Below are 14,234 nucleotides of genomic sequence, written 5' to 3' on the forward strand. Positions count from 1 at the left end.
ACGGGGCCGACCGGTCCGATCATATCAGGCTGGTTTGATTTCGCCACATCGAGCAGCCGGCGCGATTTCACACAAGCCTGATCTCTGCTGGCCCGCTCACTCGCGCGACATCTTCTCGAATTTCTTCACCAGCCGCTCGCGCTTCAGCCGCGACAGCCGCTGGATCCAGAACATCCCATCGAGCTGGTCGATCTCGTGCTGGTGGCAGACGGCGCGCAAGGCTTCCGACTCCTCGCTGTGCACGTTGCCGTCGATATCCCGATAGCTGATCCGCACGCGGGCGTGGCGCTGCACCTCGTCGTTGACGCCGGGCATCGAGACGCTGCCTTCGCGATGCAGGATCATCTCGGGTGAGGCCCATTCGATCTCTGGATTGACATAGGTCTGCGCACCCTCCCTGACGTCGAGCTCGAGCACGACGACGCGCATGGGCACGCCGATATGCGGCGCCGTGATGCCGATGCCGGGCGCGGCGCGCATCGTATCGAGCAGATCGTTCGCAAGCTCGCGGAGCGCATCGTCGAACGCGGTGACGGGGCGGGCCGGCATCGCGAGGCGGCGGTCGGGATAGCGGACGATCGGGCGAATGGTCATGCAGGCTCCTACCACTCACGGATGGTTGAAGCATCCCGTTCTTGACGCCCTACCAACTGGAAGGTAGCTAAGGGCCATGACCAACGTTTCCTCGACTGCCGACGACATCCTGGCCTGCGCGCGCAGCTTGATCATCGCGGGCGGCTATAATGGTTTCAGCTACGCCGACGTGGCCGAGGTGGTCGGCATCCGCAAGCCGAGCATCCACCACCATTTCGCCAGCAAGGTCGACCTGGTCCGCACCCTCGTGTCGCGCTACCGCGGAGAGGCCGAGGCGGGACTGTCCGCGCTCGAGCGCAATGTCCCTGATCCGCGCGCCCAGCTCGAAAGCTATGTCGCGTACTGGAAGGCGTGCATCAATGATGCGACGGCGCCGTTCTGCGTGTGCGCGCTGCTGGCCAGCGAGCTCCCCATTTTGCCGGAGGAGGTCGCGCTCGAAGTCCGTGCGCACTTCCGCTCCCTGGCGTCCTGGCTGACGGCCGTCATGGAGCGCGGCAAGCGGAAAGGGCAACTCAAACTCTCCGGCACAGCCCGCGTCGAGGCCGAAGGATTCATGGCGACCATTCACGGCGCAATGCTGTCGGCGCGTGCCTATGGCGATCCAAAAATGTTCGGTGTGATCACCACCCCGCTGCTGGACCGGCTGGCCAACAAGCACTGAGAGATATCAGCGAGACGATGGCGACGGTCCACAAGCGGGCTGGAGCGAAGTCGGTTTCGCTGCGTGCAAGAAAACTACCAACTAGTAGGTATAGGAAAGACTGCAATGGCGCAATATCAACTGGATCCGGTTCGTGCCGATCGCGAGCGATGGCTGAAGCAATACTACTTCGTGCGAGCGGCATTCTCGGTGGCCTGGGTCGCTGCTGCGTTTGCCGCCGGGGCTTCTTCTCCAGTGATCGCCGCCGCCTTGCTCGTCCTCTATCCCGCATGGGACGCCGCAGCCAATTTCGCGGACGCGGTTCGTAGCGGCGGTCTCGCTCAAAGCCGCACGCAGGCTCTGAACGTTGTGGTCAGCCTGGCGACCACCGTTGCGGTGCTTGTGACCTTGCAGGTGAGCATGAACCGGGTGCTCGGAATCTTCGGGGCATGGGCGATTGTGTCCGGACTGCTGCAGTTGGGGACGGCCATTCGCCGCTGGCGGAGTTTTGGCGCGCAATGGGCCATGGTGCTCAGCGGTGGCCAGTCGGCGCTTGCAGGCGGCTTCTTCATCTTTCAGGCGACGATGCCCGAGGTTCCTTCGATCGCGAATGTCGCGGGCTATGCTGCCGTCGGTGCGCTCTACTTTCTGGTCTCGGCAATCTGGCTCACGGTCGGCGAGTGGCGGCAGCACGCCAAGCGCGTTTAGCGGCCCGCTGCCCTCCCGGTCTATGAACGATCCGGACGAAGCCGGGGCGAAGCGGATTTCGCGACTACAACTCTCCGGCCCAAATGGTTATGCTACAAGCCGGAAAGCTGGGTCGCGGAATCGCTGCAAGTGCTCTCGGACGTCCTCAAGCAAAAAGAAATCTATACTTATTTCAGCCGCTCGGCGATGGAGAAGGCACACGCCTATCAGGCGCATGGCCGGGTCTCTGCGCTGGACGTCAGCGACGACCTGACCCACGTCGGTTCCCAGGTGCGAGGCAGCGAGTTCAGAAATTATCGCGTCGACATCGAATTAACGTTCGACCGCGGCAGGCTCGTCGGCATCGATGGCGATTGCAGTTGTCCGATGGCCCTCAACTGCAAGCATGTCGCGGCGACCCTGCTTGAAGCGCTGAGCGACACCGAGCCGTCGAAACTGGCTCCTGTGCCGACCCCGCAGGCAGCCAAGCCCGTCAACGCGCAAGCGACTTCGGCTCCGCCGGTCCTCGGCGTCGAAGTGAACAGCTGGATCGACAATGTGGGCCGGGCGGTAAGGAGCAGCGATTATGCCGCGGACGAGAGCCCGCGATTGCTGTATTGCCTGGAGGCCTCGGATGACCCGGTGCCTCTGGCCGCGGTGTCCCTGCGATCGGTCCAACTCCGCAAGGGCGGAATTTACGCCCAGAACTACAGCAGTCCCAGTCCGTACGAATTCAAGCCGGACCGGGCGCCAAAATATTTCCGTGACGTCGACATCGATATCGTGACGGAGATATCGCGCCGGTTGCGCAACTACTACACTCAGGGGCCGTATTCGGAAGAGCTGTTGCGCCGAATTGTCGCGACCGGCCGCGCATTCTGGCTTGACCACAAGGGCGCGCCGCTGAGCTGGGGCGAAGCGCGGGAAGGCCGGATTGAATGGCAGCCAGGGCGCGGCAAGGGTGTTGCACCGACCCTCGTCGTATCGGGAGCGGTCGCGTTGAACGCCGAACCGCCGGTCTATGTCGATGAAGCCAGCGGGGTCATCGGGCCCGTCCAACTCGGCCTGCCGCCTCGGCTCGCCTGCCAGTTCCTAGCTGCGCCCTCCATTCCCCGCGCCCAACTCGAAGAAGTGTCGCGCCGTCTGAGCCAGAGGCTGCCCGAGCTTCATCACGGCCTGCTGCCGGTGCCGCCGGCCGCCGCAGTGCTCATCGACGAGGATCCGCGTCCCGTGCTGAGGCTGAAGCTGGGTCATGTCGGTGCAAGCTATTATTACTATCGCAACAAGAACGAAGCCTCAGGTCCTGTCGGCGTGGCCAGCCTGGGCTTCCGCTACGGTGGGTTCGACATCGATCCGAGCCAGCGGGCAAGCCGGCTGGAACTGTTCCAGGGCGGGCAGGTCTATGCGATCGCCCGCCGTCAGCCGAAGGAGAGGCAAGCGCGCAAGCGCCTCGCCGACGCGGGGCTCATCGAGGCAAGGTCGGTGCTTCCGATGCTCGATTACCGCCATGCCATGGACCTGACGCTGCGCGACCAGCACGGCTGGCTCGACTTTCTCGCGCTGCATGGGGAGCAATTGCGGTCCGGGGGGTTCGAGATCCTGGTCGACGACGATTTTCCGTTCCGGCTGGCGGAGTCGTCGGGCGATTTTGACGCTGAGTTCGAGTCCAGTGGCATCGACTGGTTCGAGCTGTCACTCGGCATCGAGATCGAAGGCGAGCGGCGCGATCTCGCGCCGCTGCTGGCGGCGCTGGTTTCGGCACCCGGCTTCAGCCCCGAATCGTTGACGGCACTCGCGGACAAGGGCGAGCGTTTCCTTCTGCCTCTGGCCGACGGCCGGCACGTCGCGCTGGCTGCGGATCGCTTCCTGCCGCTCGTGCTGGCGTTGCATGGCCTGCATATGAGCGGCGCTTTCGAGGACGCCTCTAGGAGGATCAGACTGTCGCGCGCGGACGTCGTTCCGCTGCTCGGCGTCGAGAACGAGCGCTTCGCCTTTCGGGGAGCCGACAGTCTTCGCCACCTCGCAGGCCTGCTCCAGGCGCGAGGGTTGACCCCGCCCGAACTGCCGCCGACCTTTCGCGCCACGCTTCGGCCCTATCAGGCTCAGGGTGTGGCATGGCTCGATCTGCTCCGCGAGAGCGGGTTGGGCGGGATCCTCGCCGACGACATGGGGCTGGGCAAGACCGTCCAGATCCTGGCCTTGATCGCGCTCGAGAAAGCGCGCGGTCACCTCGCCAATCCCGTGCTGGTCGTCGCGCCGACCAGCCTGATGACGAACTGGTCCGCCGAAGCGCAGAAGTTCGCGCCGGAGCTGAAGGTTCTCGTTCTGCACGGGGCAGATCGCAAGCACAGATTTCCTGCCATCGCAGAGCACGATCTGGTCCTGACCACTTATCCGCTGATTGCGCGGGATCGCGAAATTCTGCTGGCGCGGGAGTGGCATATCGCGGTGCTGGACGAGGCGCAGACGGTCAAGAATCCGGATGCGGCGACCACGCGATTTCTGCGCGAGACCAAGGCGCAGCATCGCTTCTGTCTCACGGGCACGCCGATGGAAAATCATCTCGGCGAACTCTGGTCGATCATGAGCTTCGTCAACCCCGGCTTTCTCGGCGACAAGGCGGCCTTTTCGCGCCAGTGGCGCACGCCGATCGAAAAGCGCGCCGACAAGGTGCGGACTGCGGCGTTGGCGCAGCGGGTCAAGCCGTTTTTGCTGCGCCGTACCAAGACGGAGGTCGCTACGGACTTGCCCGCCAAGAGCGAAATCGTTGAGACCATCGCGCTGGAAGGGCCGCAGCGCGATCTCTACGATTCGATACGGCTCACGATGTCGCGCAAGGTGCGCGAGGCCATCGCAAAACGCGGCCTCGCCAAGAGTCACATCGTGGTGCTCGAAGCTCTGCTTCGCATGCGGCAGGCCTGTTGCGATCCGGCCTTGCTGAAACTGAACGACGGCGTCGAACGGCCGTCGGCCAAGCTCGATCGCTTGATCGACATGGTGGGGGAGCTGCTCAGCGAGGGGCGCAAGATCATCATTTTCTCGCAATTCACCTCCATGCTCGATCTGATCCGGCAGCGCGTCGAGACGGCAGGCCTGCGCTACAGCATTCTCACCGGTCAAACCAGGGACCGAAAGACCGCGATCGAATCCTTTCAGGACGGCGCTGCCGAGATATTCCTGGTCAGCCTGAAGGCAGGCGGCGTCGGCCTCAATCTGACCGCCGCCGACACCGTCGTCATTTTCGATCCATGGTGGAATCCCGCTGTCGAGGAACAGGCGATCGATCGGGCCTATCGGATCGGACAAGACAAGGCTGTCTTCGTTTACAGGCTGGTGGCCGCTGGGACGATCGAGGAAAAGATGGACGAGCTCAAAGCCAGAAAGCGCGCGCTCGCCGACGGCTTGTTCGATCGCGATGGCGGGATCGCGTCGGCCCTCACTGAGGGTGATGTGAACGCGCTGTTTGACGCGTAGCCGTGCGTAGGTGGCGGGCGCGTTCAGCGGGTTACGATCGCGTTTTCGGGATGATGACATTGTGCAGGTGTTTTGCCCGACGGGTCAAATCGCGTTCTGACATTGTCGGCCGTTGGTAAGTCATTGAATAAGCTGACCCCCGCTACTGTGCATGGGGTTGTTTTCGCGTTTTTGTTTCGGGGGCGGAAAAATCTTGCGGTCTCGTCCATTGCCAATGTCGGCCGCCGGAGTTCCCATTCGTCTTCCACCCAGAGAGACCTGACGGGAGACCAAAAAATGAACTCGTCCTCCTATCGCTGGGTGATCGTCGCCGCGGGCGGCTTGCTCGGCTGCGTCGCCATCGGCGGCATGTTTTCGCTGCCGGTGTTCCTGCAGCCGATCGCAAAGGATACCGGCTGGTCCGTGACCGGCATCTCCAGCGCGATGACGATCGGCTTTCTGGCGATGGCCTGCACCAGCATGGTCTGGGGCACGCTGACGGACCGGTTCGGGCCGCGGCTGGTGGTGCTGACGGGATCGACGGTGCTGACCGTGAGCCTGTTCGCGGCGAGCCACGCCACCTCGCTGCTGGCGTTTCAGTTCGTCTTCGGCCTCCTGGTCGGGGCGTCCTGTGCCGCGATCTTCGCGCCGATGATGGCGACCGTGACGGGCTGGTTCGACACCCATCGCAGCCTCGCGGTCTCGCTGGTGTCGGCCGGCATGGGCATGGCGCCGATGACGATGGCGCCGCTCGCGGCCTGGCTCGTCTCAGGCCATGACTGGCGCACCTCGATGCAGATCGTGGCGCTGGTGGTCGGCGCCATCATGATCCCGGTCTCGTTCCTGGTGCGCCGCCCGCCGGCGCTCGCGCATGCCGTCGCCGCGCCTGCGGGCGAAGGTGCCGCGCAAGGTGAGATGTCGATGGGAGAGGCGCTGCGCTCGCCGCAATTCCTGATCCTGCTCGCGACCAATTTCTTCTGCTGCGCCACCCATTCCGGTCCGATCATTCACACCGTCTCTTATGCCGTGAGCTGCGGCATCCCGCTGGTCGCGGCGGTGACGATCTACAGCATCGAAGGCTTTGCCGGCCTCGGCGGACGCATCGCCTTCGGCCTGATGGGTGACCGCTTCGGCGCCAAGCGCGTGCTCGTCTCGGGCCTGCTGTTGCAGGCCTTCGGCGCGCTCGCCTATGTCTTCGCGCACCAGCTCACGACATTCTATGCGGTCGGGGCCGTCTTCGGCTTCATCTATGCCGGCACCATGCCGCTCTACGCGGTGCTGATCCGCGAAAATTTTCCGCTCAAGATGATGGGCACGGTGATCGGCGGCACCGCCATGGCCGGCAGCCTCGGCATGGCCACGGGCCCGCTCGCCGGCGGCCTGATCTACGATGCGTTCTCGAGCTACGCCTGGCTCTATATCGCCTCCTGGGCGATGGGCCTCGGCGCCTTCCTGATGGCGATGAATTTCAAGCCGTTCCCGAAGCCGCGAGCGGAGTTGGCGCCGGCGGCGGTGTAAGCAGGTTCATCGAGGCGCAACACTAGAGCTGCGCCTCGATCGCGGGTTTATCGATGATGGACCACACTTGCCGTATTTTTCCGTCGCGAAATTGATAGAACACGTTTTCGCAGAAGGACACGCGCCTGCCGTTCACATCCAGGCCCAGAAACTTTCCAGCCGGCGTGCAATCGAACTTCAGCCGGGCGGCGATGTGGGGCGGATCGCAGACCAGCAGATCGATGTTGAAATGCAGATCCGGAATTGACCGAAAATCCTGCTCCAGCATGGCACGATAGCCGGACAGTCCGAACGGTCGCGCATTGTGCACGACGTCATCGTGGACGAACTGTCCGAGCGCGGGCCAATCCTGCCGGTTCAGGCAGGCGATGTAGTTGCGGTAGACGTCGGCGAGATCGGATTTGATCATGGCGTTGCTCCTGCGGCTCCGGCCATAACGCGGCAACAGGGCAATCGGCGCCTGCGCTCACAGACGTTTTTCGAAGAACAGGTCCGGGTAGGGATCGTCATTGAAGCGGGGGATCTCGGTCCAGCCGCTTCGTCGGTAAAGCTGGCCGGCCTCCGCCAGGGCGCTGTTGGTGTCGAGCCGCAGCAGCTTGACGCCGAGCCCGCGCGCGGCATCCTCGGTCGCGTCCATCAGGCGGCGGCCGAGCCGCAATCCGCGCGCCGCCGGTGCGACCCACAGCCGCTTGATCTCGGCATAGCCGTGATCCGTGCCCTTCAGCCCGACGCAGCCGACCGGCAGCGTGTCCGAGATCGCGACGATGAACGTGCCGCGCGGGCGGCGCATATCCTTGGCGTCGGGATCGCGCGACAGCGAGACGTCAAAGCCCTGCTTGAAGCGGCGGCCGAGCTCGCCATAATATTCGCCGAGGCAATAACGGGCCTGTTCGCTCCGCGGATCCATCTCGTCCAGTGTGACGCGTTCGCGCGTCAATGTGGAGGCAATCAAATCCATCGCCGCCAGCAGCGCCTCGCGTTGCGAGTGCTGGGCGAGGAAGCCCCCGGCCTGCGTGTTCGACAGCGCCTCATAGGCCGCGAACTCGCGCCGGCCCGCACGCGTCAATGTCGCCACGCGGCGGCGCGCATCGTCCTCATGCGCATTGGTCTCGACCAGCCCTTCGTCCTCGAGGCTGCGGAGCAGGCGACTCATCAGGCCGGAATCGAGGCCGAGATAGTCCCGAATCTCGGCCACGTCCGAACGTCCGTGCCCGATTGCGTTGAGCACGCGCGCCGCCCCCAGCGGCCGCCCGCGTCCGAGGAATGACGTGTCGAGTGCGCCGACCGCGGACGTGACGGCACGATTGAAGCGGCGGACGCGGGAAACCGGGTCGAGCATGATGTATCTGACTTTAGTCAGGCATATCATCGAAGTCAATCAGCGCAGGCTTTCGCTTCAACAGCGGCTGCGCTTCAGTCCAGGCCCAGCGCCTTGCGGGACTTCCGCGTGAGTTTCGCCACGATCAGCGCGTGCGCCTGCGCCAGATAGCTCGTGAGCTCGGCGTCTGACAGTGCGTTGTTGCCGACGAGCTGCACCCATTTGGCGCGCGCCAGATAGGGCGCCGGCCGCGCAAGGCCGTGCTCGATCAGCATGGCGTAGGCCATGTTCGAGACCTTGAACATGTAGCCGCCGGAGCGCGCGGCAAAGCCGCCGCCGAGTGCGAACATCTTGCCGCCGACCTTGAACACGGAGGTGCCCTCCCACTGCATCACCTTGGTGACGGCCGGCAGGCGCAGGCAGCGGGTCTCGAAGGTTTTGGGAGTCATCGCCCGAGCAATAGCACAGCGCACGCGGCAAGGACACGGAGGGGACAAGCGTTGTCGCCACGGGGATGATGCAGTTGCGCGCCTCTTTGTGAGTTGTGCCCGCGCCGCGGACCGTTACCATGCGCCGGCTGCCGTGGAACACGGGAGCCGACATTGTGACCGGGAGGCGACATGAGTGGGCAGGAACGCAAAGTAAAAGGATCCGACCTGTTCGTCGCCGCGCTGGAGAACGAAGGTGTAGACCGCATCTTCGGTGTGCCCGGCGAGGAGAATCTCGATCTGGTGGAATCGCTCCGCACCTCCAAAATCGAACTGATCCTGACCCGTCACGAGCAGGCCGCCGCCTTCATGGCCGCGACGCACGGGCGGCTGACCGGCAAGCCCGGAGTATGTCTTTCGACGCTCGGCCCGGGTGCGCTCAATCTGTCGACGGGCGCGGCATATGCGCATCTTGGCGCGATGCCGATGATCTTGATCACCGGCCAGAAGCCGATCATGAGCAGCCGGCAGGCCCGTTTCCAGATCGTCGATGTGGTCGCCACCATGAAGCCGCTGACGAAACTGTCGCGGCAGATCATCAGCGCCTCAAGCATCCCGACCGTGGTCCGCGACGCGTTTCGCGTGGCGATGGAGGAGCGGCCGGGGCCGGTGCACCTCGAGCTGCCGGAAGACATCGCGGGCGATGAAGTGCCTGATGTCCCGGTGATCCCGGTTCATCCGATCGAGATCCCGGTCGCCCATCGCGCCGCGCTCGAAGGCGCCGCCGAGATGATCTTGGCCGCGAAGCATCCGCTGGTGATGATGGGCGCTGCGACCAGCCGGCCGCGCGCGACCCACGGCATCGCCAGCTTCGTGCGGCGGACCGGCATTCCCTTCTTCACCACGCAGATGGGGAAGGGCACGGTTCCCGGCGGCACCAATCTCTACATGGGCACCGCCGCGCTGTCCGAGCGCGACTACGTTCATGACGCGATCGACGCCGCCGACCTGATCGTTGCGATCGGTCACGACCCAATCGAGAAGCCGCCCTTCATCATGGGACCGTCGGGCCCGAAGGTGATTCACGTCAGCTACACGCCGGCCAGCGTCGAGCTGGTCTATTTCCCCGATGCGGAAGTCGTCGGCGACGTCGGCCCCAGCCTGGAACTGCTCGCCGACCGGCTCGAAGGCAAGCTGCCGCAAGCCGCCGCGCTGCTGCCGCTGCGCGAAAAGATTCTGTCGCAGATCGCCGACCGCGCCACCGAAGCGCGCTGGCCGCCGACGCCGCAACGCATCGTGCACGATATCCGGCAGGTCATTCCTGAGAACGGCATCGTCGCGCTCGACAACGGCATGTACAAGATCTGGTTCGCGCGCAACTACCGCACCCGCGTCGCCAACACGCTGCTGCTCGACAATGCGCTGGCGACGATGGGCGCCGGGCTGCCGTCGGCGATGATGGCCGCGATGCTCTATCCGGAGCGCCGCGTGCTCGCGGTTGCCGGCGACGGCGGCTTCATGATGAACAGCCAGGAGATGGAGACCGCCGTCCGGCTCAAGCTCAATCTGGTCGTGCTGGTGCTCGAGGACAACGCCTACGGCATGATCCGCTGGAAGCAGGCCGTCGATCACTTCGCCGATTTCGGCATGACCTTTGGCAATCCCGATTTCGTCTTGTACGCGAAAGCCTATGGGGCGAAGGGACATCGGATCGAGAGCATCGACAGTTTTGCCCCGACTCTGAATGCCGCCTTCAAGGAGGGCGGGGTGCATCTGGTCGTGATCCCGATCGATTATTCGGAGAATGTGCGGGTGCTCGTGGAGGAGCTGCGGGCGAGGGAGAAAGCAAAAGCGTGAGAACTGCGATCTCGTGCCCCGGACGCAGCGCAGCGCCCCTTCGGCGGTGCGCTGCAGAGCCGGGGCCCATGCATCAGCGGACTCTCCGCCTCCTGGGTCCCGGCTCTGCGCAGCGACGCCAAAGCGTTACAGCGCGTCCGGGACACGAGAGGAACGACTTCACTTGTCTCGTGCCGTCCGATCGCCCACACTCCCCAACCATCCAACCAATCACAGGAATAAGAACATGACTCGCGTTCGCTGTATCACCGAGATGGGCATGGGCGTCGACGTTCATGGCAGGGACGCCACCAAGGCGGCGAAGCGTGCCGTGTCTGATGCCATCAGGCATTCGAGCCTCGGCTTCTTCCGGATGATCGACAAGACCGCGAACGACATGTTCGTGGACGTCACAATTGCGGTGCCGAATCCCGAAGCCGTCGACAAGGAAGCCGTCGCCAAGGAGCTGCCTTACGGTACTGTCACCGTCAACGCGGTGAAGGGCGGGCTGGAGATCCCCTCGGCCGCGGAACAGGGCAACGACCCCATCCTCATCGCCAATGCCGCCGTCATCGTCAGCTTCGACAAGGACTAGGCCGGTGTCCAACGGTGACGCAACGCTGCTGGATCGCCCGATCTGGAGCGCGCTGACGACCAGCCACAAACATCTGGCCGAGGGTGGCCCGCGAGCGCTGCGTTATCCGGTCGACGTGACGCCCTTTGCCGACATGGTCGACATGTCCGAGACGAGCTTTGCCGCGCTCCGTGATCTCCTGTCGGGCTCGCAGGTCGCCGCGCTGTTCACTCCGGAGGCCGTCGACGTTCCCGCAGGTTTCAAGGTTGTGCTGGCCGGACCCTGCGAGCAGATGATCGGCTCTCCGGCCGACAATCCGCTTCGCGATGCCGAGATCGTCCGGCTGGGTGCAGCCGACGTTCCCGCCATGATGGCGCTGACGGAGTTGACGAAGCCCGGTCCATTCGCGCGGCGCACGCACGAACTCGGGACGTTCCTCGGCATCCGCGCGGGCGGCGAATTGGTCGCGATGGCCGGCGAGCGCATGAAGCCGGGCAACTTCGTCGAGATGACGGCCGTCTGCGTCCACCCCGACCATCGCGGCCGGGGCTACGCGCAGGCGCTGCTCGCGGCGGTCGCGCGCCAGATCGAGGCGCGCGGCGAAATTCCGTTCCTGCACGTGTTCTCGAGCAACTCATCGGCCATCGCGCTGTACCAGCGGCAGGGGATGTGGATTCGGCGCAGCCTGCACGTCACTGCGTTCATGAAGCAGGAATGAGCCGCGCCGTCCGGTCAGGCTTCTCATCCGGCGAATTCACGCTATATCGATCCCACCATCATTGGGGGAAGCACATGGACGCCAGAACACCTGATTTTTCCGCCACGCGGACGGCAATGCAGCGTTACGTCGATCAGGAGATCATTCCGGGGGCATCCTGGGCGGTGCTGCGCGGCCGCGAGGTCGTCGATCAGCAATGCGTCGGTTTTGCCGATCGCGAGGCGAGCACCGCGCTGAGGCCCGATCACATTTTTCGCGCGTTCTCCAACACCAAGATCTTCGTCACCTGCGCGATCATGCTGCTGGTCGAGGAAGGCCGCATCGGGCTCGATGACGTCGTCGAGAAATTCCTGCCGCAACTCGGCAATCGCAAGGTTCTGAAGCCGGGCGCTTTGAGCCTTGCCGACGTCGAACCGGCGAAGAGCCCGATCACGATCCGGCAGCTTCTGACTCATACCTCCGGCCTCAGCTACGGCGTTTTTGATCCCGGTACGGTGTTGTTCAAAGCCTATAACGAGGCACGGGTTCTCAATCCGTTGACGCCGCTGACCGGCATGATCGACCAGCTCGCCGATCTGCCGCTGTCCTTTCATCCCGGCGCGTCCTGGGAATATTCGGTCGCGACCGACGTGCTGGGGCGTGTCGTGGAGGTCGTCTCCGGCAAGTCGCTCGACGCCGTCCTCAAGGCGCGCATCTTCGAGCCGCTCGGCATGACCGACACCGGCTTCCACGTGCCGGACGCGCAGCAGGGCAGGCTGGTGGCCCTCTACAACGGCGCGGATGTGCTCGACCCCATGAAGCCCGGCCTTAACCGGGCCGACGACCTGCCTTATCCGCAGGCCTATCGGCGGCAGTTCCCGCGGCTGTCGGGCGGCGGCGGACTGGTCTCGAGCTTGCCCGACATGCTCGCTTTGATACGGGCGCTGCTCCCGGGCTCGGATGCTCTGCTGAAGCCGGAGACGCTGCGGCAGATGATGACGAACCAGTTGCCCGCCGGCGAGAACATCCGCTTCGCCAATCTCGGCCCGATCCCCGGCAAGGGCTTTGGCCTCGGCGGCGCCGTCACCTTCGCGCCGATGCCGTTCGATCCCCCGAATTCGACCGGCGAATTCCAGTGGGGCGGCCTTGCCGGCACCCATTGGTGGATCTGCCCGCAGGCGAATACCGCCGGTGTGCTGATGACGCAGCGCTACATGGGCTTCTGGAATCCGTTCTTCTTCGAATTCAAGCGTCTGGCCTATCAGGCTCTCGGAGGCTGATCGCGAAAAAAATTGCAGGTCGCCGCGAATCCTTTCCGGTCGTCGCGCCCTCTCTTGAGGGTCGAGGCATTTTGCTTCGGCTTGTCTCGGAGGATGCGATGGCATTTTACAGGAAGAACATCGGCGGCCTGCATCAGGTCGTGCGGATCGCCTTGGGCGTGGCAGTAGCCGTCGCGGCATTCGTGTATCTCACCGGCGCCGCGGCGTGGCTGGTTGCGCTCGGCGGCGCCGGTTTCGCGCTGACCGGCCTCGTCGGTTATTGTCCGATGTGCGCGATGGCCGGCATCGGAAGGGGAGGCGCGTCGTGAGCGCCGCTGTGATCTCGCCGGACCTGTTCGAGGCCGCGCGCCTCGGCGATCCCCAGGCGATCGCGTCTCTGCTCGAGACGGCGCAGCCGAACATCCGTCGCTATGCCCGCGCCACCTGTCGCAGCTCGGCGGATGCCGAGGATGCGGCGCAGGAGGCGCTGTGGATCCTGTTTCGCCATGTCGGCACGATCCGCTCGTGGCTGGCGTTTTCGGCCTGGCTGTTCAGCGTGGTCCGCCGCGAATGCCTGCGGCTCGCCCGCAAGGCAGGCCTCGCGCCGGCGATCGACGGCGGAGAGGCGGAGGCGCTGCTGCTGTCGCGTCCTGAAGCCGATTTGCGGCTCGACGTCGCGGCGGCCTTCGAGGCACTGCCGCCGCACTACCGCGATGTCGCTCTGATGCGCGACGTCAAGGAAATGACCATCGACGAAATCGCCGACGCACTCGGCGCGACCCGGCAGGCCGTGAAAGCACGCCTGCATCGCGCCCGCGCGCTGCTGCGCGAATATCTGACGAGATGAGCCATGACCTTTTATCTAAGCCCTGACGATCTGAAATCCATCCCGGCCTTCGTGGCGCTCGCGCCGGTCGAGGCCAACGCGTTCCTTGCGTTCAACCACGCGGTCGAGCGCAAGGACGGATTGATCCCGCCAAAATATCGCGAGCTGATCTCGCTCGCGGTCGCGCTCACGACGCAATGCGCCTATTGCCTCGATGTGCACACGGCGCAGGCGGCGAAGGCCGGTGTAACGCGCGAAGAAATCGCGGAAGCCGCGCTGATTGCGGCGGCGGTTCGCGCCGGCGGCACGCTCGGCCACGCGTTGTTGGCGCAGCGCCTGTTCGAGCGGCATCGGGGCGAGGAGCTGGGATAGAGGAGCGGGCGGATGCCCGTCAGGGATCAGGA

General features: G+C 64.6%; 15 protein-coding genes. 11 read left to right on the forward strand and 4 right to left on the reverse strand.

Going from position 1 to position 14,234, the window contains the following annotated elements; genetic code table 11:
- Nucleotides 1–96: 96 nt before the first annotated feature.
- Nucleotides 97–594 (reverse strand): peptide deformylase, encoded by a 498-nt coding sequence (locus tag BRA471DRAFT_RS16745; RefSeq protein WP_007609185.1) that lies wholly within the window; start codon nt 592–594, stop codon nt 97–99.
- Between the two features lie 76 nt (nt 595–670).
- Here BRA471DRAFT_RS16745 and BRA471DRAFT_RS16750 point away from each other — a divergent pair, with 76 nt between their 5' ends.
- The 4 genes from BRA471DRAFT_RS16750 to BRA471DRAFT_RS16765 all read left to right on the forward strand — a co-directional run bounded on the left by BRA471DRAFT_RS16750 (nt 671) and on the right by BRA471DRAFT_RS16765 (nt 6,892).
- Complete coding sequence (locus BRA471DRAFT_RS16750; protein WP_007609186.1) at nt 671–1,255, forward strand: TetR/AcrR family transcriptional regulator; 585 nt, start codon at nt 671–673, stop codon at nt 1,253–1,255.
- 105 nt (nt 1,256–1,360) lie between these two features.
- The gene (locus tag BRA471DRAFT_RS16755; RefSeq protein ID WP_007609187.1) at nt 1,361–1,942 is read left to right on the forward strand and encodes a hypothetical protein; all 582 of its coding nucleotides are present in this window, start codon (nt 1,361–1,363) and stop codon (nt 1,940–1,942) included.
- A gap of 129 nt (nt 1,943–2,071) precedes the next feature.
- Nucleotides 2,072–5,395 (forward strand): DEAD/DEAH box helicase, encoded by a 3,324-nt coding sequence (locus BRA471DRAFT_RS16760; protein WP_007609188.1) that lies wholly within the window; start codon nt 2,072–2,074, stop codon nt 5,393–5,395.
- 276 nt (nt 5,396–5,671) lie between these two features.
- Entirely contained in the window at nt 5,672–6,892 is a 1,221-nt protein-coding gene (locus tag BRA471DRAFT_RS16765; RefSeq protein WP_007609189.1) for an MFS transporter, read from the forward strand.
- A 22-nt stretch (nt 6,893–6,914) separates the two neighbouring features.
- On the opposite strand, the gene BRA471DRAFT_RS16770 is transcribed toward BRA471DRAFT_RS16765, so the two are convergent.
- The 3 genes from BRA471DRAFT_RS16770 to BRA471DRAFT_RS16780 form a co-directional block, all read right to left on the reverse strand.
- Entirely contained in the window at nt 6,915–7,301 is a 387-nt protein-coding gene (locus tag BRA471DRAFT_RS16770) for an ester cyclase (protein WP_007609197.1), read from the reverse strand.
- A 57-nt stretch (nt 7,302–7,358) separates the two neighbouring features.
- On the reverse strand, nt 7,359–8,231 hold the full coding sequence (locus tag BRA471DRAFT_RS16775; RefSeq protein ID WP_035974037.1) for a bifunctional helix-turn-helix transcriptional regulator/GNAT family N-acetyltransferase: 873 nt from the start codon (nt 8,229–8,231) through the stop codon (nt 7,359–7,361).
- 74 nt (nt 8,232–8,305) lie between these two features.
- Nucleotides 8,306–8,659: an MmcQ/YjbR family DNA-binding protein gene (locus BRA471DRAFT_RS16780; RefSeq protein ID WP_007609199.1), complete on the reverse strand. Its 354-nt coding sequence runs from the start codon at nt 8,657–8,659 to the stop codon at nt 8,306–8,308.
- A 171-nt stretch (nt 8,660–8,830) separates the two neighbouring features.
- On the opposite strand from BRA471DRAFT_RS16780, the gene BRA471DRAFT_RS16785 reads away from it, so the two are divergent.
- From BRA471DRAFT_RS16785 to BRA471DRAFT_RS16815, 7 genes are all read left to right on the forward strand, one after another.
- Entirely contained in the window at nt 8,831–10,495 is a 1,665-nt protein-coding gene (locus BRA471DRAFT_RS16785; protein WP_007609200.1) for an acetolactate synthase large subunit, read from the forward strand.
- 226 nt (nt 10,496–10,721) lie between these two features.
- A complete protein-coding gene (locus BRA471DRAFT_RS16790; protein ID WP_007609201.1) occupies nt 10,722–11,069 on the forward strand; it encodes a Lin0512 family protein in 348 nt (115 codons plus the stop codon).
- Complete coding sequence (locus tag BRA471DRAFT_RS16795; RefSeq protein ID WP_088931051.1) at nt 11,035–11,766, forward strand: GNAT family N-acetyltransferase; 732 nt, start codon at nt 11,035–11,037, stop codon at nt 11,764–11,766. Before BRA471DRAFT_RS16790 ends, BRA471DRAFT_RS16795 begins: the two co-directional genes overlap by 35 nt.
- A gap of 74 nt (nt 11,767–11,840) precedes the next feature.
- A complete protein-coding gene (locus BRA471DRAFT_RS16800; protein WP_007609203.1) occupies nt 11,841–13,025 on the forward strand; it encodes a serine hydrolase in 1,185 nt (394 codons plus the stop codon).
- A 98-nt stretch (nt 13,026–13,123) separates the two neighbouring features.
- The gene (locus BRA471DRAFT_RS16805) at nt 13,124–13,333 is read left to right on the forward strand and encodes a DUF2892 domain-containing protein (protein ID WP_007609205.1); all 210 of its coding nucleotides are present in this window, start codon (nt 13,124–13,126) and stop codon (nt 13,331–13,333) included.
- Nucleotides 13,330–13,851, forward strand: coding sequence for an RNA polymerase sigma factor (locus BRA471DRAFT_RS16810; protein ID WP_007609206.1), 522 nt, complete (start codon nt 13,330–13,332; stop codon nt 13,849–13,851). The genes BRA471DRAFT_RS16805 and BRA471DRAFT_RS16810 overlap by 4 nt, the downstream gene beginning before the upstream one ends.
- Nucleotides 13,852–13,854: 3 nt before the next feature.
- On the forward strand, nt 13,855–14,202 hold the full coding sequence (locus BRA471DRAFT_RS16815; RefSeq protein ID WP_007609207.1) for a carboxymuconolactone decarboxylase family protein: 348 nt from the start codon (nt 13,855–13,857) through the stop codon (nt 14,200–14,202).
- Nucleotides 14,203–14,234 lie beyond the last annotated feature (32 nt).

Source organism: Bradyrhizobium sp. WSM471 (assembly GCF_000244915.1).
Classification (GTDB): Bacteria; Pseudomonadota; Alphaproteobacteria; order Rhizobiales; family Xanthobacteraceae; genus Bradyrhizobium.